Genomic DNA, 23,127 nt, shown 5'->3' with positions numbered 1-23,127 from the left:
GACTATCAGCAGGTTTGGGGTAAAGATATTGTTCCATCGAAATCAAAAGTCAATTTGGAAATTCTCTATAATCATTTGAATACTTTCTTTTATTTGATGATTATTTACAGCTTTTTGGGAATGACTATGATCATTCTTGGTTTTGCAGAGGTACTTTCGTCTGGATCAAAATACAATTATAGTATTCGCACGCTGACCAAGATACTGTTGGGACTAATAATTATAGCATTAACCTTTCAAGCACTGGCTTTAGGCGTTCGTTGGTATCTTTCGGGGCATGCACCTTGGAGCAATGGTTATGAAGCAATTATATTTATTTCGGGAATTGGCGTGCTGGCGGGACTAATTCTTTACAGAAATCGGAATGCTTTTATTCCTGCAGCCGGCGCCCTGGTCGCCATGATAATGATGGGGTTTGCACACGGAGGTTCCATGCTCGATCCTCAGATTACACCTTTGGAACCGGTACTAAAATCCTATTGGCTGATGGTTCACGTGGGCATTATCACATCCAGTTACGGATTTTTCGGCTTGTCGGCTGTATTGAGCTCGATTTCTTTAATCTTGTTCAGCGTAAAACCAAACAATAAAATAGATAAATCTATCAAAGAAATGACCATCGTCAACGAAATGGCTTTAACGGTAGGAATCTTTGCACTTGCGGTAGGCACTTTTTTGGGAGGCATGTGGGCAAACGAGAGTTGGGGAAGGTATTGGAGCTGGGATCCGAAAGAAACTTGGGCATTTATTTCGGTTATATTTTATGCCGTGGTACTTCATTTGAGATTGGTTCCGATGTTGAGAGGGAAACTAACTTTTAATATTGCCAGTCTGTGGGCGATATGGTCGATTATATTCACTTATTTTGGAGTGAATTACTATCTATCTGGATTACATTCTTATGCCGCTGGTGACCCCATCCCCGTTCCTGCTTGGATTTATATTACTGCCGCAGGAATGCTCGTATTAACCTTGGTAGCTTATTTTCGAAACAAAGCAAAAAAGAAACAAAAACTCGAAAGCTAACAACTTTATAGATCTAATTGACGTTTCATTCTTTTCAGAAAATGGAGGAACAAATCAATCTCTTTTTTATGTGTTCTAAAGGAAAGCATGCGGTACGCAAAATCCATTTATCCTCTAGACCTATGGAAGAAATAAAAATCCGAACGTCTTTTTTGAATATCATCGAATATGATTTTGTTTAGCGCATTGCAATTGTAGTATTTTAATTCGAACCTAAAGCCATGAAAGAAGTATTAAATTTAATTTCTATAAAAAACACTCAAAACTTATAACCTATTTGTATATGGTCTTGTTTCACACCCATGGTAACTAAATATGTTTGTATATCTTCCTCAAATTGTTTTGGACCGCAGATATAAAAATGTTGTTCGGTACTTTGAACAAGCTGCAACAAATAATCTTTATCGATTTTACCAAAGTGAAGATTTCTAGATTTGGTTCTACTTAAGGTTACTGATAATTTGGAACGAAATAACTGTCTCAAATTTTTATAAAATAAAATATCGTTTTTAGTCTTATTGGCATAAATAAGTCTATGCTCTTCTTTAATATCAATTCCCTTTTCTTGCATGTCTTTAAATATGGGTAAAAACGATGTTATACCTGTTCCTGCTGCAATAAAAGTACCACTCCCATTGTATTTGTATGAATCCCAAGCTTTAGACAATTGGATAGTATCGTTCGGGAGTAATTCGGCAATGCCTTTCGTTAACCCATTTTTACTAGGATAAACTTTTATAATAAATTCTAAATAATTGTCAGTAGGAATGTTCGCTATGGTAAAGGGAGCTACGGCAAGTTCATAACCAGGTTTATCGATACTTAATTCAACGGCTTGCCCAATGTTAAAATCAAAACTCCATGGTTTAGTTATTTGTAGTAATATAACATTGTAATTTATAGCGGAAACTCTTATAACTTTTGCTTTATGAGGAAATATAAAACCCATCTTTTTAAAATTTAATTAGCTTTTAAGTTGGATGCATTTTTTATTAATTGGTTACAAATACCGTATAAGTTTAAAAACGTTTTATAGAAACCCACTACTTTTGAAATAATCTCATATTTAAAATTGATTGGACTGCATAGGAAATAAAAAAAACCTTGAACTTTTAGGCTTAATTGGTCGAGATGGCAGCTGCGAGGAGTCGGAGAAACCTCAATGATCTCTCTATAAAATAAAAAAGTTGAACAAATAAATGTTCAGCTTTTAAAGTCGGGGTGGCAGGTTTAACTTTGTTGATCCTGAATTGGGGTAGTTGCTCACCAAAAACCAAAACCGAAAAAAGCGGTTTTTCACGGCTTTTTTCATTTGTTTGCTTATGCTCAACTCCGTTGGCGACGCAACAAATGAAAAAAGCCTACAAAATCAAAGATTTTGTAGGCTTTTAATGGTCGGGGTGGCAGGATTCGAACCTGCGACCTCCGCGTCCCAAACGCGGCGCGATAACCGGGCTACGCTACACCCCGAAATGTTTTTCTTATAAGGCTTTCAGATTAATAAGAGTTAGAAAGTCGTTTTATAAGCGGTTATCTTATTTCGAGCTGCAAATATATAGCTTTTCTTTTTTAACTAACAAGTTTTATCTTTAAATTTAGAGATTAAAGACTTAAAAGATGAAATTACATTATTCTACTTATTTCCTTATTTGCTTTATAAGTTTTTTGTCCTGTGCACAGGCAAAAAAAGAAAAAGCTTCAAAAGAGACATATCAGGTTGTTGTTCCTGAATTACATATTCCATGGGGCTTTGTATTTCTACCAGATAATTCCATGTTAATTACCGAAAAGAAAGGTGAACTCATTCATTTTAAAGATGGCAAAAAAACGCTTATTACAGATTTACCAGAAATAGAACTAAGAGGTCAGGGTGGATTTATGGATCTTAAACTGCATCCAGATTATATAAACAATGGTTGGATTTACTTTTCCTATGCTTCTCCTGAAGGTGAAGGCGAAGGCAGCAATACCGCCATAATGAGAGCTCGGCTTGAAAACAACAAATTAATTGACAAAGAATTGCTTTATAAAGCAAATCCAAACAGCACGAGAGCAGAACATTTTGGATCTAGAATTGTTTTTGATAATAACGGTTATTTGTTTTTTACAATTGGCGACAGAGGGGATAAAGACACAAATCCACAAGACTTAACAAGAGATTGTGGCAAAGTTTACAGATTGCACGACGATGGCCGTATACCAGAAGACAATCCCTTTTATAACACACCAAATGCTAAAAAAGCCATTTACACCTATGGGAACAGAAATCCTCAGGGCATGAAAATCCATCCTGAAACTGGCGAGATCTGGACCCATGAACACGGTCCAAAAGGAGGCGACGAAATAAATATTATAAAACCCGGTAAAAATTATGGTTGGCCAAAAGTGTCATATGGCGTAAATTATATTGGGACAAAAATTACAGACTACACCGAGCTTCCGGGAATGGAACCTCCTATTCATTACTGGGTACCATCTATCGCACCTAGTGGGATGGCTTTTATTTCTAGCGATAAATATCCAGGTTGGAAAGGAAATTTACTAGTTGGCTCATTAAAATTTCAGTATGTAAGCAGATGTATTTTAAAAGATAAAAAAGTTTTAAGTGAAGAAAAAATACTTGAAGGCCTTGGAAGAGTTCGTACTTTAGTGCAAGGCCCAGATGGTTATATTTATGTGGGAATTGAGAATTTAGGAATTGTAAAACTTTTGCCTGAAGACTAAAAATTCCATGCCCAAGTAAGTTTAAGGATTAGCTCCTATATTTTAAATGTAAATAACTAAATTTGTGCTTTAAAAAAAACACGTATTCATGCTCATTATAGGAATTGCCGGAGGAACAGGTTGTGGAAAAACAACCGTAGTAAATCAAATATTAGATCAATTACCAGAAGGAGAAGTTGGCGTAATTTCGCAAGATTCTTATTACAAAGATACGTCTCACCTAAGTTTGGATGAACGTGTTAAAATTAATTTCGACCATCCCAGATCTATCGATTTTGAATTGTTGGAAGAACATTTAAAAGAATTAAAAAAAGGAAACGACATCCAACAACCTATTTATTCATTTATAAAACACAACAGAACTGGCGATATTATTTTAACTCATCCCAGAAAAGTAATGATTGTTGAAGGTATTTTAATTCTTACAAATCCAGAATTAAGAGAGATGTTCGATATTAAAATATTTGTGCATACCGATAGCGACGAGCGATTAATCCGTCGTTTAAAACGAGACATCACAGAACGAGGCAGAGATATTGAAGAAGTATTGGCAAGGTATCAAAACACCTTAAAACCCATGCATCAACAGTTTATTGAGCCAATGAAGGAATATGCAGATATTATTATTCCAAACAACAAGTACAATACAGTGGCTGTAGATATTGTGAAATCTATTATCAATCAACGCCTCATATAATGGCTAAAAAAACGAATAAATACATAAAACCCTTTAAAAACATTTTTGTTTTTATACTACTAATGTTTGTTGTTTGGATGTTATTTTTCGATGCCAATTCTTGGTTAATACATCATGAGTTAAACTCAGACATTGAAGATTTAGAAGCCGAGAAAGAGTTTTATAAAAATGAAATTATTAAAGACAAAAAAGCCATAAAAGAACTTAGTACAGAGGAAGGTGTGGAAAAATTGGCTCGTGAAAAATATTATATGAAGCAGGAAAATGAAGAAATATTTATTATTGAATATCAAGATAGTCTTCCTAAAAATAAAGAAAAATGAGTAAAAAGTTGTTTAACGATTTTAGTAAAGTTTCATCGAAAGAATGGAAGCAAAAAATACAAGCAGATTTAAAAGGAGCCGATTATAACGAGACACTTATTTGGAAAACAAACGAAGGAATTGATGTAAAACCGTTTTATCATGCAGATGAATTCCTGTCAACACCAAGCATATCATCTTCACAAGCGACCCAATGGCAAATTTGCGAAACCATTTTTGTAGCCGATCTGGAAAAATCAAATGCTCGCGCTAAAGAACTTTTAACCAAAGGAGCTGAAAGCTTAAGGTTTATTATTCCTTCCGAAGACATTTCAGTAGAATCACTTTTAAAGGATATTAATCTAAGTAAAACGCAAGTATTTTTTGAGCTTCAATTTTTATCTTCCGCTTTTATTCAACAAATTCTAAAAGCCACTTCAAAAGAAAACACTATTATTCTAACAGATATTATTGGAAATCTTAGTAGAAGTGGAAATTGGTGTACAAATTTACAGGATGACCATAAACAATTTGAAACCATAGTTGCTAAAACCTCAACCATGAGTATAGATGCGACTTTATATCAAAATGCTGGTGCTAATATGGTCCAACAATTGGCTTATGCTCTAGCCCATGTAAATGAATATTTAAATCACTTAAGCAATAAAGAATCCCTTCAAGTAATTTTCAATGTCTCTGTTGGCACCAATTATTTCTTTGAAATAGCAAAACTTAGAGCCTTAAGAATTTTATGGAATACCTTAGCTTCAGAATACAACATCAGTTCTGAATGCCATATTTTTGTAACACCAACCAAACGCAACAAAACACTTTACGATTACAACAACAATTTACTTCGTACCACAACTGAATGTATGAGTGCTGTTCTTGGGGGAGCAAATACCATAAACAATTTAGCTTATGATGCTATTTACCATAAGGACAACGAATTTGGTATCAGAATTTCCAGAAATCAGCTCTTGATTTTAAAACACGAAAGCTATTTCGATAAAGTGAATAATCCTGCAGATGGCGCATATTATATTGAAAGTTTAACCCAACAATTGGCAGAAAAAGCCTTAGAATTATTTAAAGGCATAGAAACTGGAGGCGGCTTTTTAAAACAATTAAAAGAAGGCATTATTCAAAGAAAAATTAAAGAAAGTGACGATAAAGAACAAACGCAATTTAATACTGGTGAGGAAGTGTTGCTTGGAACCAATAAACACCCAAATCCCGACGATAAAATGAAACATGAATTGGAACTTTATCCCTTTGTAAAAACCAATCCTAGAAAAACACTTATCGAACCAATAATAGAAAAACGATTGGCGGAAATTATAGAGCAAAACAGATTAAAAACCGAATAAAATTTAAATTTAAAACCATGAGTAAAACATTATTAAAACTTACATTTTTTGTAGTATCCTTGACACTTTTTAACTGTAAAAATGAATCGGCTACGTTTAATAATTATAAGTATGCAGATCAAGAAAATATTTTAGTTTGCGATAATTTAGACACTAAATTATATTTTGAAGCATTACTTTCTTTTGAAGATGACATGACTGATAAATACGACCCAACAAATAAAAACCTTAGAAGAGGTTATTCTTTTTTTACAAGAGAAGCGCTCGCTGGAAAAGCAGATTATCAAGAAATAGTATCGCCTCATACCATGGAAGTTTTTAAAGCTTTAAAAAACGATACGGATCTTTGGAATAAAGACAACACTATTAATTACAATTCCAAACTCTTAACTTGTATTGGCAACAATTTTAGAAACAACGATTTAAAAACCACGTTCCACGCTTTAGTTTCAACAAACAGCATGCGATCTGAAATTTTTGGAGTACCTCTTATTAAATTTGTAAAAAATGCCCATGAAGATAGATATATGGCTGCTTTTGTAGCTTTCGATTTATTTTATGCTAACTTGTTTGATGTGGATCCAACAAAGGTTACCGAAAAACCACAAACTAATGAGGCTGCAAAAAGCAACCCAAACAACAACATTTTAAACGACCCAGAAAAGGTTAAGGAATTGATAAAAAAATAAAATGTCAAGAAAAAACATTCAACATATCACCCTGAAATCAGATGTAAAAAACAAAAAGCCTTTGGCTACCACCGTTTTTAATACCGCTGAAAATATGGATGTTAAATCCACCTATTCTAAAGAAGATTTAAGCGAAATAGAACACTTAAATTTTGTAGCCGGTATTTCGCCATATCTTCGTGGGCCATACAGTACCATGTATGTTCGTAGACCATGGACCATTCGACAATATGCTGGATTTTCCACCGCCGAAGACAGTAACGCCTTTTACAGACGAAATTTAGCTGCCGGACAAAAAGGATTATCTGTTGCTTTCGATTTGGCAACTCATAGAGGTTACGATTCCGACCATGAACGTGTGGTTGGCGACGTTGGAAAAGCTGGAGTAGCCATAGATTCTGTAGAAGACATGAAAGTGCTTTTCAATCAGATTCCACTAGATAAAATGAGTGTTTCCATGACCATGAATGGCGCTGTTTTACCTATTATGGCTTTTTATATTGTAGCTGCTGAAGAACAAGGAGTAACTCCAGACCAATTGGCTGGAACCATTCAAAACGATATATTAAAGGAGTTTATGGTGCGAAATACCTACATCTACCCTCCTACACCATCCATGAAAATTATTTCAGATATTTTTGAATATGCCAGCAAGAATATGCCGAAATTCAACAGTATCAGTATTTCAGGATATCACATGCAGGAAGCCGGAGCTACTTGCGATATTGAATTGGCTTACACTTTGGCTGATGGGTTGGAATACATAAGAAAAGGCTTGGATGCGGGCATGGACATCGACACCTTTGCTCCTAGATTGTCTTTCTTTTGGGCCATTGGCATGAACCATTTTATGGAAATTGCCAAAATGAGAGCTGCTAGAATGTTATGGGCAAAAATAGTGACACAATTCCATCCAAAAGACAAAAAATCTTTAGCCTTAAGAACCCATAGTCAAACCAGTGGTTGGAGTTTAACAGAACAAGATCCGTTTAATAATGTTGCAAGAACTTGTATTGAAGCTGCTGCCGCTGCATTTGGTGGCACACAATCCTTACACACCAATGCTTTAGACGAAGCCATCGCATTACCTACAGATTTTTCAGCAAGAATAGCTAGAAACACCCAAATATTTCTTCAAGAAGAAACCAAAATCACCAAAACGGTCGATCCTTGGGCAGGTAGCTTTTATGTTGAAAAACTCACACATGATATTGCCCAAAAAGCTTGGGAACTTATTGAAGAAGTAGAGGAACTTGGAGGAATGACCAAAGCCATTGAAGCTGGGATTCCAAAGTTACGGATTGAAGAAGCTGCTGCAAGAAAGCAAGCTCGAATAGATTCTGGACAAGATATTATTGTTGGGGTTAACAAATACAAATTAGATCAAGAAGATCCAATTACCACTTTGGAAGTGGATAACCAAACGGTTAGAACCCAACAAATAGAACAATTAAACAAGCTTAAAGCCGAACGAAATACCGAAAAAGTAAAAAAAGCTTTAGCTAATTTAACTGAAGCTGCACGATCTGGACAAGAAAATCTTTTATCTTTAGCTGTAGAAGCTGCTCGAGAAAGAGCAACTCTTGGAGAAATAAGCGATGCTTTAGAAGTTGTTTTTGGCCGCTATAAAGCACAAATTAAATCCTTTTCTGGTGTGTATAGTAAAGAAATAAAAAACGATAAATCTTTTAGCAAAGCCAAGCAAATGGCAGATGCTTTTGCCGAACAAGATGGTAGGAGACCACGTATTATGATTGCTAAAATGGGACAAGACGGCCATGATAGAGGCGCCAAAGTAGTAGCTACAGGCTATGCTGATGTTGGTTTTGATGTAGATATTGGTCCATTGTTCCAAACCCCACAAGAAGCGGCTAAACAAGCCGTAGAAAACGATGTACATGTACTTGGTGTTTCCTCTTTGGCCGCTGGACATAAAACCTTAGTTCCACAAGTTATCGAAGAGCTAAAAAAGTACGGTCGCGACGATATTATGGTGGTTGTTGGTGGCGTTATCCCAAAACAAGATTATCAGTATTTATTTGATGCTGGAGCCATGGCCGTTTTTGGACCTGGAACCAGAATTAGTGATGCTGCCATTCAGATTTTGGAAATTTTGATGGATTAAGCTTATTGTTTTACCATTTTTTTAAAACCCTAAAACATTGAGGTAAAATCCTTGTATAAATTCATTACTAAGATTGGTTTTACAAGAACGAAACTAATCTTATAAACAAATAACATATCGGAATCTTCAGAATATCATGAAACTATGGCTATCCATAACAGCACTTTAAAATCAAAAAACACACCTTTAACACTTGATGAACTTCATCTAACTGAAGAAAATAGAAGTCGGATAAATCAGCTTATAGAAGAATTCACTTATATAGAGGCTCTAAATAACCTGAATATTCCTGTCGATAATAAAATTTTACTGCACGGACATACAGGTTGTGGAAAAACTGCTACAGCTCATGCCATTGGTATAGCATTAAACAAAAAGGTCATCACCTTAAATTTAAGCGGTTTTGTATCATCTAGATTGGGTGAAACAGGAAAAAATCTTTCCGATATTTTTAAAACTGCCGCAAACGACAACGCCATCTTATTTATAGATGAATTTGATTTTATCGGAAAAATAAGAGATTACGACCATAAGGATTCGGGCGAAATTAAAAGATTAGTCAATGCGCTCATTCAGTTAATCGATAACTTATCGGATACGTCCTTGCTTATTTGTGCTACCAATCACATGGATATTATTGACACGGCTTTATTGAGAAGGTTTCAAATAAAACTGGAATATCAATTACCTACCAAAGAGGCGTTAGATATTTATTACGATGGCATTCTCTCTACTTTCCCGAAAAATATTAGCAACATAAAAAGAAGCTATGGAGTTTCTTTTGCTGAAGCTAAAGACATAGCAAATCAACAAATTAAGGCACATGTTATTCAGTTGGAAAAACAAAGAAAACATTTGCTGTTTTCTTATGGTTCGCTGAAATCGAAACAAGTGCAACTAGAACATTTTGGAAGAGAACTTAAGGGAACTGGAGACAGCCTATCCGGATACAAATTAACAGATTTAGAAATAAAGGATACAACTGTCATAAAAATAGATAAAACAGATATTCTCTCCATTGCCATAAAATCTAGAGAGGAAACGGATAACATTGAAGGTTTTGTGTTTGAAATAACTGGCGAAGAACTTGTGCAAACAGATAGATATGGGATTTCAAATTACAAACGAGTTAAGGAAACCACAGATTTAGGAAAAGAAGTCTGGATTTATGTAGCCCATAATTCCTATTAATATGGAAAAAAGCATTCAAAATAACCTTACAAACATCTTGGGAAGAATTGAATCTGCCTGTATTCATGCTAATCGTAAGCCAGAGGAAGTTAAACTTCTTATGGCCACTAAAACGGTTTCTGCCGAAAACATCAAAATAGCATTTAGAAATCATCAAACGTTAATTGGTGAGAATAAAATACAAGAGATTATAGAAAAATACGATTCTTTAAAAAGTATGACTCATCAAAAACACTTCATTGGTCATCTTCAAACAAATAAAGTAAAAGATCTTTTAAAATACGATGTCGATTGCATTCAGTCTTTAGATAGAATCCGTTTAGCTGAAAAATTACAAAACCGTTTGGAATATGAAGATAAAACCATGGATGCCTTTCTACAATTCAACACATCTTACGAAGAAAGTAAATTTGGAATGAAACCCGAACATGCTGTAAAGTTTGCTATGGAAGTTCAACAATTTGACCGAATTAACGTAAAAGGACTTATGACGATTGGTTTATTTTCGGCCGAAACTGAAAAAGTTCGTAAGTGTTTTAAACTACTAAAAAATATCCAATCACAACTTTTAGACAAGGGAATACCAGTTAATGAATTATCTATGGGAATGAGTGGCGATCTGGAAACTGCCATTGAAGAAGGCTCTACCATGGTTCGAGTTGGAACGGCTATATTTGGAAAACGAGAACATCCTGATAGTTATTATTGGAATGAAAACAATTAAAATCATTCAATCAACTATAGAAACAATGATACGATCAATTCAACTATTTTTCATTTTAGCCTTTTGTTTACTTTTGCTCACTTGCAATAAAGCTATCGATGCAGAAAACAATGGCATTGCCAATACGGATTATGAACTAAAAACCATAAAGGAAACACAAGCTATAATTATCGAGGAACACTTAAAAAATGGTGCTTGGAACTATTCGTACAACTCCAAGGAATGGCAAGTTGAAATTGACAAGGGTTTAGCCAAAGATTCTACCATTGCCTATTTATGGCAACAAAAAGCCATGCCTTTATTTAAAAAAGGCAAGTATGAAAAAGGTATGGATTATTTGGACAAAGCAGTGACTTACGACAGGCAACGTTGGCAAGATTATCGTGCCTTTATAAAATGTATTTTTGCTAAAACCTATAGAGAAGCCATTTTAGATTTTGCAGATTATAAAAACCGATATGGAGATGGTTATGTTATGGATCATACCTACAACTTTCATATAGCTCTTTCCTATTTACAACTCAACGAATTCGAAAAAGCTGAAGAAATCTTTAAAAAAGATAATGAAAAACAACTTTTGAATCATGGAAAAGACTGGTTGCATCCTGTAGATTTATTTTATTATGGCATAAGTAAATACGAACAAGGAAAATACGAAGAAGCCATAGAATTATTTAATTTATCGCTTGAAATTCATCCTAAATTTTCAGATGTTCAATACTATAAAGCATTGTGTTTAGTGAAACTTGAAGCCTTTGACGAAGCTCAAAAACTCATGGAAATAGCTGAAACAAATGGAAAACAAGGCTTCTCATTTAATGAAGACAATGCCATTTATGAAAGATATCCATATCAAGTAAGATGGAAATAAAGAGGATTATACAGCACTAAATAATTTCTTAATCCGTAAAAAGCAAAACGAATTTAACAATACAAAAATTAACATAATTTAATTCGGATAAATTTGTCCGTATTAAAATTTATATTTACATTTGTACCGAAATTAAAACAAAACTATGTTTTCTAAAGCATGCGAATACGGAATTAAAGCGTCTATTTTTATAGCGTTAAACTCTTACGAAAGTAAACGAGTAAGCCTTAAAGCTATTGCTAAGGAAATTAATTCCCCAGAAGCTTTTACTGCCAAAATTCTTCAAGATCTAGTAAGACATGGCATTATAAATTCGGTAAAAGGTGCTTATGGAGGTTTTGAGATAGATAAACATGCTATTTCCAGCATTAAACTAGCCCAAATTGTAAACGCCATTGACGGCGACAGCATTTATAAAGGTTGTGGTCTAGGATTAAACACTTGTGATGAGAATCATCCTTGTCCTGTTCACGATAAGTTTAAAAGCGTGAGAGACGAATTAAAACAAATGCTTGAACATACCAATTTGGAAGAGTTGGCCTTAGACATTAAGTCTGGTGCAGCCTTTTTGAAAACATAAAAAAAATTTGAATATAAATAGGACATAATCATCCGAATAAATAAAAACAAATATTAATTATTAAAACATCCTTAAAAAAACCAAATCTTGCTTATGTTAAATTAAAGTAAGAAGAAGTTGGGAGAAGCATATGGAAACATTAAGTAAAGTAACACAAAAACAAATAGGGCAATTTGTTGCCGAAGATTACAGAACCGCATCGGTTTTCTCTAAATACGGAATAGACTTTTGCTGTAAAGGAAACAGAACCATTGACGAGGTTTGCACTAAACAGAACATTGATAGCAACTTGTTATTAAACGATTTAGAAAAAGTTGTATCGACTTCTGCGGGTCAATCTATCGATTACAGATCTTGGCCATTAGATTTGTTAGCTGAATATGTCGAGAAAAAACACCACAGATATGTGGAAGAAAAAACACCGGTAATTCGTCAGTTTTTAGATAAACTATGCAAAGTTCATGGTGGAAGACATCCAGAATTATTCAAAATCAACGAATTGTTTATTGCGTCGGCCGGAGAACTAGCTGCGCACATGAAAAAAGAAGAACTAATGCTCTTCCCTTTCATTAAAAAAATGGTTAAAGCACAAATAGATAAAACCACTGTGTCTTCACCACAATTTGGTACCGTTAAAAACCCAATTGCCATGATGATGCAAGAACATGAAAATGAAGGGGATCGATTTGAAGAAATTGCAAAATTATCGGATAACTACACCCCACCAGCAGATGGCTGTAACACATACCGAGTTACTTTCGCCATGTTGGACGAATTTGAAAAAGATTTACATTTACATATACACCTAGAAAATAACATCTTATTCCCTGAAGCTGAAAAGTTAGAAAAACTTATTCAGTAAGAATTAATAGCAAATGATATTTTCTAAACTAAATCTGGGAGTTTCCCCAAAAGCTTCCAGGTTTTATAAAATTTAATGTTAATAATAGTTGTTCAATAAAAACACTTCTCCTGTTACTAATAATAGTTTAAATTTGTTGAGGAGTAAATTTATGATTTCTTTAGTTTGTCATACAAGAGGAGTGTTTTTTTTAATTATTTCTTTACTTTTACAACTCAGCTATTTATTATAATCTATGCCCAAAAAGCTTGTACTCACCTGCTTATTAAATTTCTTTATTGCCGCTCTTATGGGCTTGGCGTTACGTTATACTTACATCTTCCCCATTCCTTTTAATTTTAGATTTTTAACTCATGCTCATTCGCATGTAGCCATGTTGGGTTGGGTATATTTAATGCTTTATGTACTTATTGTCCACTATTTTATTCCCGAGAAAAAACCTGTTTACAACAAGCTGTTTTGGATAACAGAACTGTCTGTGGTAGGCATGATGCTTAGTTTTCCATTTCAAGGTTATGCTGCACTTTCCATAAGCTTCTCCACCCTTCATATATTTTGTAGTTATTATTTTGTACGACTTATTTGGAAAAACCATAAAACAGATTCCGTAGTTTCTGGTTATTTGTTAAAAGCTTCGCTAATTTTTATGGCTATTTCCACTGCTGGAGTTTGGTGTTTAGGTCCAGCCGTTAGTGTCCTTGGGCAAGCTTCTGCCTTTTTTCAAATTGCTATTCAATTCTTTTTGCATTTTCAGTTTAATGGTTGGTTTTTAATTGCCGTTCTAGCTGTTTTATTTCATAAATTACAAATTAAAGACTCCAAGGATTTTAGAAGATTTTTCAACTTATTGATTATTTCAACTATCCTAACATTTGCCTTACCGGTAAATTGGTTTGCCCCACACATCTCATTATTATGGATTAACGCGCTAGGAGTTCTACTTCAAATTGTAAGTTTATACTTGTTCTTAAAATTAATAAAAAAACCATTTAACGAACTGCTCAATACAAGTTCTAAACTTACAAAGTTCTTGTATCACTTTTCCATGTTGTGCTTTATTCTAAAAATAGGTTTACAAACAATGTCCCTAATCCCAGAAATTTCTAATATGGCATTTCATCATAGAAATCTAGTCATCGGATTTATCCATTTAACCATGCTTGGTGTTATTAGTGGGTTTTTGTTTGCTTATATTTTGCAAAGCAAACTTGTCTCTCCTAGCAGGATTTTAACTTCAGGCATGTATGTTTTTATTTTAGGTTTTATTTTAACAGAAGTTATTATTATAGTTCAAGGTTGTTTATTTTACTTTGGAATAGGAATGTTACCCAACTATTATGTCTTGCTGTTTTTAAGTAGTATCTTACTTCCTTTAGGAGTTTTTAGTCTTATTTTTAATATTTATAAAACCAAATTAGTATGAAAACCAAACCTCAAAAACGCCATAAAGCCTTACAACCTTTAAGTAGAGAACATCATCATGGCTTGCTTTTATCATGGAAAATAAGGAGTGGTTTTAATAAAAACATCGATCCAAAACGCATAAAAATTTATGCCGATTGGTTTTTTGAAACTCATTTAATACCACATTTTGAAATGGAAGAAGCCCATATTTTTTCTATTTTAGATGAAAACAATGAACTAATAAAACGTGCTTTAGCAGAACACAGACGGCTTAAGCGCCTATTTTCTGAAACCGACGCTGAACCCAAAACCTTAAGTAAAATAGAAGAAGAATTAGAACAACACATTCGTTTTGAAGAACGTGTTCTTTTTCCTGAGATTCAAAAAGCAGCAACCGAAGAACAATTAGTACAAATAGAAAAAATTCATCAATCAGAGCCTTTTGAAGACAATCTGGAAGATGAATTTTGGAAATAATTTTTAATAGAATATTTAAACCTACCAGGTTTTAATTCCTGAAGCTCAAGATGGTTAGATGCAATTAAACTATTCTTTAGTTTCCTCTTTCTTAAAGGATGTTTTAAATAAGGATGGCTTAACAGTAATCATGGCCCAAGCCCAATTGTTGGTAGCATTTTTATCTCCTCCTCTTATAATTTCCATACTTTCTGTTGCAAACATTTGAGAGTAACCTACTTGAAACTGAATGTCTTTGGAAAGATTATAACCAAGCATTAAATCGATTTCCGTACCCAAAGTATTGCTCATTTCATTCCCCAAACCATCAACTATTGTTGCAGCTGAAGAGAAGAAATGTGGAACCAATTGAACTGAAAACTTATCTTTTTTATAAGCCAATGTGGCATTAAAATCCATTAATCCTACAGAGTTGATGTGATTTCCAACATAGAAATAATCCATCCATCCATTAAATTTATGATTGGTTCCGTACCAAGGATTAAATGATTCTAATTTATTGCTAGTAGTATTCATGTCTGTTCCCGACAAATACTCCCCTCCTAAACCAATACTAAAATCTTGGTTTATGGTATAATGTGCATTTAAAGCCAAATTATAAGCGTTTACCTTTGTGTCGGCAATCTTTCCCGTTTGAAAATAAACTGAAGCATCTGCCTTTAATTTGTTCTCACCATAAGTGGCATGTGTTCCAAAAGTTTGGTTGTAATCCACTTGCTGCTCATTATTTACATCTTCAAAAGCATAGCCATTATTTAAGGCTAAAAAGCTTAATCCAACGGCATTTAAATTGGTATGATACCATAGATATTGAAACGATTTATAATTATTCACATTATAATCTATTTCAAAAAGAGATTCGCTTTCTGCGCTAATGGCCAAACCTAAATCCAGTCTGTTGTTTTCGTTAGGTTTAAAAGTGGCTATTAAAGCATCATGACTTCTGGCTTGTTGAGCCCAACCTACATTTCCAAACATACGTTGATCGTCATAAATAATTTCTTGACGTCCAAATTTTAATGAAAACTGTTGGTTTAACAAGATTTCTGCCCAGGCTTCATGAATGGCTGTTCCATTTTTATCCGATATGGCAGATGTTGCTACATCTCCCCACACTCTAACGTTTTGAACACTAAAATATGCATTTAGTTTTTCACTTTTATAACCAAAGTTTAAACGTGTTCTTTGAGATACAAAAACCGCTGGATCTAAAGAGTCGTCGGCTAAAGTTTTGTAACCATGTCTGTATTCAAACCTTGGCCTTAACTCGGCCGAAATTTCAAATTCTTGAGCATAGGTTGCCATGCCAAGTCCTATACATAGGATTGCTAGTGTTTTTTTCATAAAGATATTATTAAGGATTTTTTAGCCTTACAAAAGGCTTTTAAAACTTATATTGACAACAATTTTTATTGTGTTAAGTCTAAGATAGCTGCTATGGTTTCTTTATTATCTACGCCTAAACCTTCTTGTTGGTGCATTAATTCTCCTTCAGCATTAAAAACGCTAATGATATTTGAATGCGAAAAATCTATAGGCGAAATCTCTTTGTATTTTACAGATAGTACATTGGCAAATTCTCTTACACCACTTTCAGTACCTTGTAAAAACGTCCAATGTTCGTCGTCCATAGCATTTTCTATGGCAAAAGCTTTTAACCGTTCTGCCGTGTCTATATTGGGATCTATACTAACTAGTACAAAGTTTAAATCCTGTAATCTTTCTTTAGGGATTTTAGCTTCAATATTTCGCATATCTGCAACAAGTCTAGGGCATGCTGCTTTACATGAAGTATAGATCATAACCATTACTAAGGTTTTTCCTTTTAATTCTTTAAGCTCAATATTTTCACCTTCTTCTGTATTCCATTTGCTGGTAAGGTTAAAAATAGACTCGTCTGAAATCTCTCCACTAGCTTCAGTTTTAGACTTTTGGCTTTCAACTAGTTCCAAGTCCATTTTACACACAGGACAACTTACGTTTGTATCATAAGTTTTATCTCCTTCGCATTGCATAGGGCATTGATAAACAGCTAATTCATTTTCAGAATTTTTAGATTTATCTGAATTACAGGATGTCACTACTATAAGCAACATCATTACTGACACTATTGTTTTTAAATATTTCATTTACATATTTTCTTTAATATCCTGTACACAGCGAAAACCTAGGTTTTTCATAGAATTCTTTGCTTGTAAACTTCCTCTAATGGCATAGCGCATAAAGGCAGCATAATTCATTAAATCGGTTGCATTAATAGAAGCACTGCCACAAAATAAATTGCTATCCTTATCGGTATCTTTTCTAGATTCTCCAGTAATTAAAACTGAGTTAAAATCTAGAGTCCACTCCCAAACCAAACCATGTAAATCGTACACTCCCCAAATGTTTTTCGGGCTTTCCCCAATAATTGGTTCTTTACGTGGTGCTTCGTACCATGCTAAAATTTGCGCGTTATACTCGGGTTTAATTCTTGCATCTTTTGTGGTTTCGTCTGCCATTGCTGCATATTCCCATTCGTCTATAGTTGGTAAACGTTTGTCTTGACATTCGCAATAGGCTTTTGCTGCAAACCAGGATACATTTGTAATTGGACTGTTAGGATTAAAAGAATTGTTCATTTTTAAATCCGATTCCCAATTAGACAAATAGCTTTTGTCTGCAAATAATCCTTTGACATTAGATCGTCTCCATTTAGGATTTTCTCCTAGAAACTTCTGATAGTCTGCAATACTTACTGGATAAACATCCATTTTAAAATCCTTTACGGCAACTACTGTAGAGTCTCGACCGTATAAAGGTAAATAGCGACTTCCTTCTATAAGAACCATGTCTTTAGCTTGCCCAAACATAAAAGTTTGAAACACTAAACACATTAAAAACAAGCTAAAGACTCTGGTTTTCATAATTTATTTCTTTTTTACTTTATTAACCATCTCTGTTGTAACAACTTGCTTATTGTTGCCCCAACTATTATAAACGTAAGTCAATACATTGGCAACCTCTTCAGACGAAATCATCTGTCTGGTCATAACACTATTGTATTTATTTCCATTTACTGTAATCTCACCACTAAGTCCATGTACTACAGCACTAATTGCACGTTCTACATCAGCATTTAAATAATCTGATTTTGCCAACGGAGGAAAGGCATTTGGAATACCTTGACCTTCTCCTTGGTGACAAGCAAAGCAGGTTTGCATATATACTTGCTTACCAAATTTCATTTGTTCTTCAAAAGATTTCGCAGGGATATCCGATTCTACAATTTCATCAACAGTAGGCATGCTTTGTATTCCTGGTCCTTCTGGTAAATAAATACCTTCACGAATTTCTCCAGAATAAATTTTCTTATCCTCTGGGCCTTCAACATTTAATATACCTAAAGCTCCTTTGTTAAACGCTCTAAAAATGGAGTGATCTACTAATACAAGCGATCCTGGTACATCTACACGAAACTCAACAATAACGGCTCCACCAGCAGGTATGAGTGTTGTTTGAATGTTTTCATTAATTAAATCTCCACCTTCTACATGTACTTTATCAAATATTTCACCAATAACATGGAAAGATGATACCAGATTTGGTCCACCGTTACCAACAAAAAGTCTTATAGTTTCTCCAACTTTAGCACTAAGAGCATTATCTCCTGTTAAACCATCAACACTTCCGTTAAACACAACGTAATCTGCATTTTCATCAACTGCTTTTTGCATATCAAAAGGTTGTAATCCTCTTTCACCATTCTTCCCTTTGGTATAAAAATCTCCTTGCATGATGTAGTATTCTTTATCTACTGGCGATAAACCTCCCTCTGGTTCTATCAAAATCAAACCATACATACCATTTGCAATGTGCATTCCAACAGGTGCTGTAGCACAATGGTAAACAAATAGTCCTGGGTGTAACGCTTTAAATGAAAAAGTCTTTTCAAAGCCTGGTGCAACAAAAGAAGACTCTGCTCCACCTCCTGGTCCAGTTACAGCATGTAAATCGATGTTGTGTGGTAATTTATTGTCTGGGTGGTTAGATAGTGTAAACTCTATCTCATCTCCCACTCGCGCTCTAATAAAACTTCCTGGAACAGAACCACCAAATGTCCAGTAATTGTATCTTACGCCACTTGTTAATTCACCCTCTTTTTCAAGGATTTCCATTTTAACAATTAATTTTTTTGCTTTTCTTTTACCAATTGGAGTTGGTACGTGGGGCGGAGAAGTTAATTCTGCAATCATTTCTTGATTTACCGAAATGTCGGCTGTGCTTGCCACTTCCTTTTTGTCGTTAAAACACGCTATAAAAAATACAGGCGCTATTAGTAAGGCAAGGCTTTTTACTAAGGTTCTTTTTGATTTTTGGTTTGATTTCATGAATAAATTTTTTAGTGATTTTTTTTGGTTTTCTATTTTAGATACTATAATTCGGACTAATCTATCCTCTATGTTACAATGCAAATATATAATTCCTATTAAAACAAAAACATGACTTTAGTCAGTAAAATAGTTTTTAAAAATAATATCTTTGAGAGCTAAAACTAAAAAAGAAAACATGAAATTCCCAATCTTTCTGATATTTGTTTTTTTTGCAACATTTATTTCCGCCCAGAACAACCTTCCTACAATTACTTTTAAAGATAGCTCCCAAAAGCAATTTAAAAGAGCCAGCTTTAATTATAATAATGAAAACTATATTATTGGAATAAAAACAAAAACATCGAATAATGATAATTCCAGTTATAATATATCGGAAATTTCTAGTTTTAAAAATGATGGTACAAATTATATAATCAAACAATACAAAAGCAACACCTACCTTTTTGAAGAAGTTATAAAAGGATCTTTATCTGTTTATAAAAGTGGATCGCATTATTTTTTAGAAAATGAAGAACATGGTTTTAGAGAGATTTTAGAGGTTGTAAACAACGGAAAGAAATTGAATAAATTTGACCATGCTACGCTATCTATTTTTGTTAATAAATGTAAGGCAGCACAAGAGCAGACTTACAATAAGAGTGAATCCATCTCATATAGTGTCTTAAAATCCATTGTAGAAGCTTATAATTCTTGTAATTTAAGTGATGATGTTCAATTTGCATCAAACGTTATTGAACTTTCAAATGCACCCAAAGAAGTTATTGAAGTAGGTGTAAGCGTGGGATACAACTTTTTAAATAATTCCTTTGATAACTTATCATCGGGAGTTACTAATAGTTATGGCACACCTGTTATTGGAGCTCAGGTATATTTTAACACAAATATGTTAAAAAAGAATATCGTCTTTGTGCTTTTAGTCGATTACTCTTTTCCTAACGAATTTAAATCCACACAAAATTCGACGATTTTAAAAACAGATTTATCTTATTTAACCACCATGATTGGTGCGCGATACACTTTTAACAACATCAATAAAACATTAACTCCCTACTTAGGTTTTAATGGAGGTATTATAGTTAATAGTATGTCTTCAGTTTCAAATCAGCAAAACTCTCCAGATTCTGAATTATACAATTTTGAATCTACCAATAAACCAACCTGTAGTTTTGGTGCAGGAACTTATGTTCACATTGGAAAACAAAAAATAGATTTTAATCTAACCTATCAACCAGAAGTCAAATTTCTACTTCTAAGCACCAATATTTTACACAAAGATAATAATTACTACAAAAGTTCTGGTTTTCAATTAAAAGCTACTTACGTTTTTTAATTATTAGTCAAAACCCTTAACAAAAAAGACCTATTAAATAAATGGGTTATTTTTGTTAACAAGTTCCGTTTTTTAAACTCACAAATAATTGTATTTTTACAGCTACAAAAAACCAAATCATTAATGGGTAAAATCATAGCAATTGCTAACCAAAAGGGAGGTGTTGGAAAAACGACCACATCAATTAATCTAGCTGCTTCTCTTGGCGTACTTGAAAAAAAAGTGCTTTTAATAGATGCAGATCCACAAGCCAATGCAACTTCTGGTTTAGGTTTGGATCTGGATACTATAGAAATTGGAACCTACCAACTTGTAGAGCATACAATAAAAGCAAGAGAAGCCGTTTTAAAAACAAGCACTCCAAATCTAGATATAATTCCTTCTCATATAGATTTAGTAGCTATAGAAATTGAATTAGTTGACAAAGAGGAACGCGAGTATATGCTTAAAAAAGCCTTGCAGGACATAAAAGACGATTACGATTTTATTTTAATCGATTGTGCACCATCTCTAGGACTTTTAACGTTAAATGCTTTAACAGCTGCCGATTCTGTAATTATTCCTATTCAATGCGAATACTTTGCTTTGGAAGGTTTAGGAAAACTTTTAAACACCATTAAAAGTGTGCAAAAAGTACATAACCAAAACTTGGATATTGAAGGCTTATTACTAACTATGTACGATTCGCGTTTGCGCTTATCCAATCAAGTGGTAGAGGAAGTTCAAAAACATTTTAACGATATGGTGTTTCAAACCATCATTCAAAGAAATGTTAGATTAAGCGAAGCTCCTAGCTATGGCGAAAACATAATAAACTACGATGCTAGTAGTAAAGGCGCAAGTAATTACTTAAGTTTGGCTAAAGAACTTATTATTAAAAACTCCTAAAAATGGCGAAGGCAATAAAAAAACAGGCTTTAGGCAGAGGATTATCGGCTCTTTTAAAAGATCCATCAAACGACATTTCGTCGGTACAAGATAAAAATGCAGATAAAGTTATTGGTAGTATTGTTGAATTAGATATTGATACCATAGATATCAATCCATTTCAACCTAGAACCAATTTCAACGAAGAAACCCTTTTAGAACTTGCCTCATCAATAAGAGAGCTTGGCGTTATTCAACCTATAACCGTTAGAAAATTAGAATTCAATAAATTTCAATTGGTTTCTGGAGAACGACGTTTTAGAGCTTCAAAATTAATAGGACTAACAACGATTCCAGCATACATTCGTATTGCTAACGATCAAGAATCTTTAGAGATGGCCTTGGTTGAGAACATTCAACGTCAAGATTTAGATCCTATAGAAATTGCTCTATCATACCAGAGATTAATAGACGAAATTAATTTAACCCAAGAGCAAATGAGCGACCGTGTAGGAAAAAAACGTTCTACAATTGCCAACTACTTGCGTTTATTAAAACTAGATCCAATTATTCAAACAGGTATGCGCGATGGGTTTATTTCCATGGGCCATGGAAGAGCCATAATAACCATTGAAGACCAAGGCATTCAGTTGGATATTTACGAAAAAATAATAAGTAACAAACTTTCTGTTAGAGATACAGAAGCTTTGGTTAAATCCTACCAAGAAAAAAAATCAGTAAAAGTTCCTGAAAAAGTAGAAATTCCAAATTATATAGAAAATGGAGTTAAAGACTTTTCAGAATACTTTGGACAAAAAATTAACGTTAAGGTTTCTAAGAATGGGAAAGGGAATATATCTATTCCATTTCATTCGGAAGAAGACTTTAATCGCATGTTAAAACTTATTAAGGGTGCCAAATAAACAGGTCATATTAACTGTTTTTTTACTTGCATTTTGTTTATCGACCCTGGCTCAAGAAGACAAAAACGAAGACAAAAAAAAGAACGAAAACAATATTCCAACTGAAGAGTTGGTGGTTGAAGCAGGCGCTATTATTCAAGATCCTATCGATCCTTTGGCTCCAGCTCGAGCTGCTTTTTACTCTGCCGTACTTCCCGGATTAGGTCAAGCTTACAATAAAAAATACTGGAAAATTCCAATTGTTTACGCCGGTTTAGGTGTAGGTCTATATTTTTATATCAACAACAACAACGAATACCATAGATATCGAGATGCTTACAAAAGCCGTTTAGCTGGCTTTGAAGACGACGAGTTTTTTGGAACAGTAACTACCTCCGGACTTCAACAAGCACAAAAAACCTATGGTAGAAACCGAGAAATCTCCATGTTGGTAATTATTGGTATTTATGCATTAAACATTATAGACGCTAACGTAGACGCACATTTATTACAATATAATGTCGATGATAAATTATCGATAACACCACATTATAAAATTAATGAGATGGATAATAAAGGAGATCTAGGACTAACTCTTAATTTTAAGTTTTAA

23 protein-coding genes and 1 tRNA gene are annotated in these 23,127 nt (G+C 33.8%); 18 read left to right on the top strand and 6 right to left on the bottom strand.

The window, feature by feature from the left end; translation table 11 throughout:
- Positions 1-1,026 (top strand): cytochrome c biogenesis protein (locus VKY47_RS07810; protein WP_324311789.1); only part of this gene is annotated, 1,026 nt, incomplete at its 5' end.
- A gap of 259 nt (positions 1,027-1,285) precedes the next feature.
- Here the strand turns inward: VKY47_RS07810 and VKY47_RS07805 are convergent.
- Both VKY47_RS07805 and VKY47_RS07800 read right to left on the bottom strand, forming a co-directional pair.
- Positions 1,286-1,975, bottom strand: a complete 690-nt coding sequence (locus tag VKY47_RS07805; protein WP_324311787.1) for a ferredoxin reductase domain-containing protein — start codon at positions 1,973-1,975, stop codon at positions 1,286-1,288.
- 443 nt (positions 1,976-2,418) lie between these two features.
- Positions 2,419-2,496: transfer RNA gene (locus VKY47_RS07800), tRNA-Pro, on the bottom strand.
- Between the two features lie 147 nt (positions 2,497-2,643).
- Here VKY47_RS07800 and VKY47_RS07795 point away from each other — a divergent pair.
- The 13 genes from VKY47_RS07795 (at position 2,644) to VKY47_RS07735 (ending at position 15,042) form a co-directional block, all read left to right on the top strand.
- Positions 2,644-3,750: a PQQ-dependent sugar dehydrogenase gene (locus tag VKY47_RS07795; protein ID WP_324311784.1), complete on the top strand. Its 1,107-nt coding sequence runs from the start codon at positions 2,644-2,646 to the stop codon at positions 3,748-3,750.
- An 88-nt stretch (positions 3,751-3,838) separates the two neighbouring features.
- Positions 3,839-4,447, top strand: coding sequence for a uridine kinase (gene udk / locus VKY47_RS07790; RefSeq protein ID WP_324311782.1), 609 nt, complete (start codon positions 3,839-3,841; stop codon positions 4,445-4,447).
- Positions 4,447-4,770: an FtsB family cell division protein gene (locus VKY47_RS07785; protein WP_324311781.1), complete on the top strand. Its 324-nt coding sequence runs from the start codon at positions 4,447-4,449 to the stop codon at positions 4,768-4,770. Before udk ends, VKY47_RS07785 begins: the two co-directional genes overlap by 1 nt.
- Entirely contained in the window at positions 4,767-6,119 is a 1,353-nt protein-coding gene (locus VKY47_RS07780) for a methylmalonyl-CoA mutase subunit beta (RefSeq protein WP_324311780.1), read from the top strand. The genes VKY47_RS07785 and VKY47_RS07780 overlap by 4 nt, the downstream gene beginning before the upstream one ends.
- Before the next feature lie 17 nt (positions 6,120-6,136).
- On the top strand, positions 6,137-6,808 hold the full coding sequence (locus tag VKY47_RS07775; protein ID WP_324311778.1) for a hypothetical protein: 672 nt from the start codon (positions 6,137-6,139) through the stop codon (positions 6,806-6,808).
- 1 nt (position 6,809) lies between these two features.
- Positions 6,810-8,933 carry a methylmalonyl-CoA mutase gene (gene scpA, locus VKY47_RS07770; protein ID WP_324311776.1) on the top strand — a complete coding sequence of 708 codons (2,124 nt, stop codon included), beginning with the start codon at positions 6,810-6,812 and terminating at the stop codon, positions 8,931-8,933.
- A 144-nt stretch (positions 8,934-9,077) separates the two neighbouring features.
- Positions 9,078-10,124, top strand: coding sequence for an AAA family ATPase (locus VKY47_RS07765; RefSeq protein WP_324311774.1), 1,047 nt, complete (start codon positions 9,078-9,080; stop codon positions 10,122-10,124).
- 1 nt (position 10,125) lies between these two features.
- The gene (locus VKY47_RS07760) at positions 10,126-10,848 is read left to right on the top strand and encodes a YggS family pyridoxal phosphate-dependent enzyme (protein WP_324311772.1); all 723 of its coding nucleotides are present in this window, start codon (positions 10,126-10,128) and stop codon (positions 10,846-10,848) included.
- Positions 10,849-10,873: 25 nt separating this feature from the next.
- Entirely contained in the window at positions 10,874-11,719 is an 846-nt protein-coding gene (locus tag VKY47_RS07755; RefSeq protein WP_324311770.1) for a tetratricopeptide repeat protein, read from the top strand.
- A 145-nt stretch (positions 11,720-11,864) separates the two neighbouring features.
- Positions 11,865-12,299: an RrF2 family transcriptional regulator gene (locus tag VKY47_RS07750; RefSeq protein WP_324311768.1), complete on the top strand. Its 435-nt coding sequence runs from the start codon at positions 11,865-11,867 to the stop codon at positions 12,297-12,299.
- Between the two features lie 130 nt (positions 12,300-12,429).
- Positions 12,430-13,161: an iron-sulfur cluster repair di-iron protein gene (gene ric, locus VKY47_RS07745; RefSeq protein ID WP_324311767.1), complete on the top strand. Its 732-nt coding sequence runs from the start codon at positions 12,430-12,432 to the stop codon at positions 13,159-13,161.
- A 235-nt stretch (positions 13,162-13,396) separates the two neighbouring features.
- Positions 13,397-14,584, top strand: coding sequence for a hypothetical protein (locus VKY47_RS07740; protein ID WP_324311765.1), 1,188 nt, complete (start codon positions 13,397-13,399; stop codon positions 14,582-14,584).
- The gene (locus tag VKY47_RS07735) at positions 14,581-15,042 is read left to right on the top strand and encodes a hemerythrin domain-containing protein (protein WP_324311764.1); all 462 of its coding nucleotides are present in this window, start codon (positions 14,581-14,583) and stop codon (positions 15,040-15,042) included. Before VKY47_RS07740 ends, VKY47_RS07735 begins: the two co-directional genes overlap by 4 nt.
- A 69-nt stretch (positions 15,043-15,111) precedes the next feature.
- Here VKY47_RS07735 and VKY47_RS07730 read toward each other — a convergent pair whose 3' ends face one another.
- The 4 genes from VKY47_RS07730 to nirK form a co-directional block, all read right to left on the bottom strand.
- Positions 15,112-16,386, bottom strand: coding sequence for an alginate export family protein (locus VKY47_RS07730; protein ID WP_324311762.1), 1,275 nt, complete (start codon positions 16,384-16,386; stop codon positions 15,112-15,114).
- 65 nt (positions 16,387-16,451) lie between these two features.
- On the bottom strand, positions 16,452-17,057 hold the full coding sequence (locus tag VKY47_RS07725; RefSeq protein WP_414731218.1) for an SCO family protein: 606 nt from the start codon (positions 17,055-17,057) through the stop codon (positions 16,452-16,454).
- A gap of 114 nt (positions 17,058-17,171) precedes the next feature.
- Complete coding sequence (locus tag VKY47_RS07720; protein WP_324311760.1) at positions 17,172-17,948, bottom strand: formylglycine-generating enzyme family protein; 777 nt, start codon at positions 17,946-17,948, stop codon at positions 17,172-17,174.
- 3 nt (positions 17,949-17,951) lie between these two features.
- Complete coding sequence (nirK, locus tag VKY47_RS07715) at positions 17,952-19,412, bottom strand: copper-containing nitrite reductase (RefSeq protein ID WP_324311759.1); 1,461 nt, start codon at positions 19,410-19,412, stop codon at positions 17,952-17,954.
- A 178-nt stretch (positions 19,413-19,590) separates the two neighbouring features.
- Between nirK and VKY47_RS07710 the strand changes: the two genes are divergently transcribed.
- From VKY47_RS07710 to VKY47_RS07695, 4 genes are all read left to right on the top strand, one after another.
- A complete protein-coding gene (locus VKY47_RS07710) occupies positions 19,591-20,745 on the top strand; it encodes a hypothetical protein (RefSeq protein ID WP_324311757.1) in 1,155 nt (384 codons plus the stop codon).
- A gap of 123 nt (positions 20,746-20,868) precedes the next feature.
- A complete protein-coding gene (locus VKY47_RS07705) occupies positions 20,869-21,633 on the top strand; it encodes a ParA family protein (protein ID WP_324311755.1) in 765 nt (254 codons plus the stop codon).
- Positions 21,634-21,635: 2 nt separating this feature from the next.
- Positions 21,636-22,535: a ParB/RepB/Spo0J family partition protein gene (locus tag VKY47_RS07700; protein ID WP_324311753.1), complete on the top strand. Its 900-nt coding sequence runs from the start codon at positions 21,636-21,638 to the stop codon at positions 22,533-22,535.
- The gene (locus tag VKY47_RS07695; RefSeq protein WP_324311751.1) at positions 22,525-23,127 is read left to right on the top strand and encodes a DUF5683 domain-containing protein; all 603 of its coding nucleotides are present in this window, start codon (positions 22,525-22,527) and stop codon (positions 23,125-23,127) included. The genes VKY47_RS07700 and VKY47_RS07695 overlap by 11 nt, the downstream gene beginning before the upstream one ends.

The organism is Xanthomarina sp. (genome assembly GCF_035306705.1).
Taxonomy (GTDB): domain Bacteria; phylum Bacteroidota; class Bacteroidia; order Flavobacteriales; family Flavobacteriaceae; genus Xanthomarina.
The sequence above is the reverse complement of the archived record's forward strand: the minus strand, read 5'-3'. Positions and strand labels throughout refer to the sequence as shown.

Excerpts from the sequence above, each read along its gene's own strand:
- VKY47_RS07805 (WP_324311787.1), bottom strand. The coding sequence starts at position 1,975 with ATGGGTTTTATATTTCCTCATAAAGCAAAAGTTATAAGAGTTTCCGCT.
- VKY47_RS07795 (WP_324311784.1), top strand. The coding sequence starts at position 2,644 with ATGAAATTACATTATTCTACTTATTTCCTTATTTGCTTTATAAGTTTT.
- udk (WP_324311782.1), top strand. The coding sequence starts at position 3,839 with ATGCTCATTATAGGAATTGCCGGAGGAACAGGTTGTGGAAAAACAACC.
- VKY47_RS07785 (WP_324311781.1), top strand. The coding sequence starts at position 4,447 with ATGGCTAAAAAAACGAATAAATACATAAAACCCTTTAAAAACATTTTT.
- VKY47_RS07780 (WP_324311780.1), top strand. The coding sequence starts at position 4,767 with ATGAGTAAAAAGTTGTTTAACGATTTTAGTAAAGTTTCATCGAAAGAA.
- VKY47_RS07775 (WP_324311778.1), top strand. The coding sequence starts at position 6,137 with ATGAGTAAAACATTATTAAAACTTACATTTTTTGTAGTATCCTTGACA.
- scpA (WP_324311776.1), top strand. The coding sequence starts at position 6,810 with ATGTCAAGAAAAAACATTCAACATATCACCCTGAAATCAGATGTAAAA.
- VKY47_RS07765 (WP_324311774.1), top strand. The coding sequence starts at position 9,078 with ATGGCTATCCATAACAGCACTTTAAAATCAAAAAACACACCTTTAACA.
- VKY47_RS07760 (WP_324311772.1), top strand. The coding sequence starts at position 10,126 with ATGGAAAAAAGCATTCAAAATAACCTTACAAACATCTTGGGAAGAATT.
- VKY47_RS07755 (WP_324311770.1), top strand. The coding sequence starts at position 10,874 with ATGATACGATCAATTCAACTATTTTTCATTTTAGCCTTTTGTTTACTT.
- VKY47_RS07750 (WP_324311768.1), top strand. The coding sequence starts at position 11,865 with ATGTTTTCTAAAGCATGCGAATACGGAATTAAAGCGTCTATTTTTATA.
- ric (WP_324311767.1), top strand. The coding sequence starts at position 12,430 with ATGGAAACATTAAGTAAAGTAACACAAAAACAAATAGGGCAATTTGTT.
- VKY47_RS07740 (WP_324311765.1), top strand. The coding sequence starts at position 13,397 with ATGCCCAAAAAGCTTGTACTCACCTGCTTATTAAATTTCTTTATTGCC.
- VKY47_RS07735 (WP_324311764.1), top strand. The coding sequence starts at position 14,581 with ATGAAAACCAAACCTCAAAAACGCCATAAAGCCTTACAACCTTTAAGT.
- VKY47_RS07730 (WP_324311762.1), bottom strand. The coding sequence starts at position 16,386 with ATGAAAAAAACACTAGCAATCCTATGTATAGGACTTGGCATGGCAACC.
- VKY47_RS07725 (WP_414731218.1), bottom strand. The coding sequence starts at position 17,057 with ATGCAATGCGAAGGAGATAAAACTTATGATACAAACGTAAGTTGTCCT.
- VKY47_RS07720 (WP_324311760.1), bottom strand. The coding sequence starts at position 17,948 with ATGAAAACCAGAGTCTTTAGCTTGTTTTTAATGTGTTTAGTGTTTCAA.
- nirK (WP_324311759.1), bottom strand. The coding sequence starts at position 19,412 with ATGAAATCAAACCAAAAATCAAAAAGAACCTTAGTAAAAAGCCTTGCC.
- VKY47_RS07710 (WP_324311757.1), top strand. The coding sequence starts at position 19,591 with ATGAAATTCCCAATCTTTCTGATATTTGTTTTTTTTGCAACATTTATT.
- VKY47_RS07705 (WP_324311755.1), top strand. The coding sequence starts at position 20,869 with ATGGGTAAAATCATAGCAATTGCTAACCAAAAGGGAGGTGTTGGAAAA.
- VKY47_RS07700 (WP_324311753.1), top strand. The coding sequence starts at position 21,636 with ATGGCGAAGGCAATAAAAAAACAGGCTTTAGGCAGAGGATTATCGGCT.